The following is a 2,332-nucleotide window of genomic DNA, read 5'->3' on the forward strand; positions in this document are numbered from 1 at the left end:
GCGCAACGTCGTCGACCGCTACCGCTACTGGACGGTCGAGGCGGTCGTCGCGGACCTGGACACCCGGCGCCACCCGTTCCACGTCGCGATCGAGAACTGGGCGCACGACCTCAACATCGGCTCCGTGGTGCGCACGGCCAACGCGTTCAACGCCGCGCAGGTGCACATCGTCGGGCGGCGGCGCTGGAACCGGCGCGGCGCGATGGTCACCGACCGCTACCAGCACGTGCGGCACCACCCGGAGGTCGCCGACCTGCTCGCCTGGGCCGCGACGGCCGGTCCGGCCGGCGGCGCGCTGCCCGTGCTCGGGGTGGACAACCTGCCGGGCTCGGTGCCGCTCGAGGGCTACCCGCTGCCGCGGGCCTGCGTGCTGCTGCTGGGCCAGGAGAGCGTGGGGCTGTCGGACGCCGCGCGGGCGGCGTGCGTCGACGTGCTGCACATCCGTCAGTTCGGCTCCACCCGGTCCATCAACGCCGGGGCCGCCGCGGCGATCGCGATGCACACCTGGGTGGCGCTGCACGCGTGAGCGGCCCGTCCGGGCCGGCCACCGCTACCCGACAGGGGCGGCCGGACGAGGTGCGAGAGGTCCCGCCACGGCGGAGGTGATCCGTGCCACGATGGGGGCGCTAGCACCCCACGGAACCGCAGGAGAAGCCATGGCTATCGCCACCCCCGAGGTCTACACCGAGATGCTGGACCGGGCGCGGGCGGGCAAGTTCGCCTACCCGGCCGTCAACATCACGTCGTCCCAGTCCGTCACGGCGGCCCTCCAGGGCTTCGCCGAGGCCGAGAGCGACGGCATCATCCAGGTGTCGGTCGGTGGCGCGGAGTACGCCTCCGGCTCGACGATCAAGGACCGCGTCGCCGGTTCGCTCGCCCTCGCGGCCTACGCCGCCGAGGTCGCGAAGAGCTACCCCATCACGGTCGCGCTGCACACCGACCACTGCGCGGCCAAGAACCTCGACTCGTGGGTCCGCCCGCTGCTCGCCATCGAGGCCGCCCAGGTCGCGGCCGGCAAGCTGCCGACGTTCCAGTCGCACATGTTCGACGGCTCGGACATCCCGCTGGCCGACAACCTGGTCATCGCGGCCGAGCTCCTCGAGCTCTCCGCGGCCGCCCGCACCATCCTCGAGATCGAGGTCGGCGTGGTCGGTGGCGAGGAGGACGGCCACACGGCCGAGATCAACGACAAGCTCTACACGACGATCGAGGACGGCCTGGCCACGGTCGCCGCGCTCGGCTCCGGCGAGAAGGGCCGCTACCTCACGGCCCTCACCTTCGGCAACGTGCACGGCGTCTACAAGCCCGGTGCGGTCAAGCTGCGCCCGGCCATCCTCAAGGAGATCCAGGACGCCGTCGGCGCCACCCTGGGCAAGACGAACCCGTTCGACCTCGTCTTCCACGGCGGCTCGGGCTCGACGGCAGAGGAGATCGCCGAGGCGGTCGACAACGGCGTCATCAAGATGAACATCGACACCGACACCCAGTACGCGTTCACGCGGCCGGTCGTCGACCACATGTTCAAGAACTACGACGGCGTGCTCAAGGTCGACGGCGAGGTGGGCAACAAGAAGGCCTACGACCCGCGCGCCTGGGGCAAGCTCGCCGAGGCCGGCATGGCCGCCCGACTGGTGGAGGCAGCGCAGCAGCTGCGCTCGGCCGGTCACAAGCTCTGAGCACCACCGCCTGACCGACGCCCGCCGCGCCCCCCGGGGCCGGCGGGCGTCGTGCGTCCCCCGCGGGTCAGGCGGCGGGGGTGGGGGGTGCCGGGGGGTCGTCGACCAGCTCCAGGAGCTCGCCGATCCGGGTGACCTCGAGCAGGAACCGCACCGTCTCCGGGGCGCGCAGGATCCGCACCGGCCGGGGGCTGCGGGAGGCGATCCGCGCGAGGAACGCGATCCCGGACGAGTCCATGAACGTCACGTGCTGGGCGTCGATGTCGATCGGCAGGCCCGCGGCCTCGGCGTCGGCGGTGGCCTCGGCGAGGTCGGCTGCGAGGTCTGCGTCCACCTCGCCCGAGAGCACCAGTCGGGTGCGCCCACCCTCGACGATGACGTGCACGGACGCGGGCTCGGACGCGGCGCCCGGGACGGGGAGCCCGGTCGGCGTGCGGCTGTTACCGTCTCGCACGTCACTCCTTCCAGGGGACCGAGGGCTCCTGCCGGCGGGCCGACCGGCGAGCCGGCGGGGCCGGTGCCTGCGAGGAACGCTAGACGATCGGAGGTGGGGATGGTCAAGGCCCCCGCGCCGTCCCCCGGGCCACCCGCCGACCCGCCGGTCGCGCACCTCCCGGCCGGGCCCACCGTCGGCCGTGCCGATCGCCCCACCGACC

General features: G+C 73.2%; 3 protein-coding genes. 2 read left to right on the plus strand and 1 reads right to left on the minus strand.

The window, feature by feature from the left end; genetic code table 11:
* Both PKY62_RS11790 and fbaA read left to right on the plus strand, forming a co-directional pair.
* On the plus strand, positions 1-526 hold a 526-nt coding region (locus PKY62_RS11790), incomplete at its 5' end, for a TrmH family RNA methyltransferase (protein ID WP_324537195.1).
* Positions 527-656: 130 nt separating this feature from the next.
* On the plus strand, positions 657-1,676 hold the full coding sequence (gene fbaA / locus PKY62_RS11795) for a class II fructose-bisphosphate aldolase (RefSeq protein ID WP_324537197.1): 1,020 nt from the start codon (positions 657-659) through the stop codon (positions 1,674-1,676).
* Between the two features lie 67 nt (positions 1,677-1,743).
* Here the strand turns inward: fbaA and PKY62_RS11800 are convergent, their stop codons facing one another.
* The gene (locus PKY62_RS11800) at positions 1,744-2,130 is read right to left on the minus strand and encodes an STAS domain-containing protein (RefSeq protein WP_324537199.1); all 387 of its coding nucleotides are present in this window, start codon (positions 2,128-2,130) and stop codon (positions 1,744-1,746) included.
* Positions 2,131-2,332 lie beyond the last annotated feature (202 nt).

It is taken from the genome of Actinotalea sp. (assembly GCF_035443605.1).
In the GTDB taxonomy this organism is placed as follows: Bacteria; Actinomycetota; Actinomycetes; order Actinomycetales; family Cellulomonadaceae; genus Actinotalea.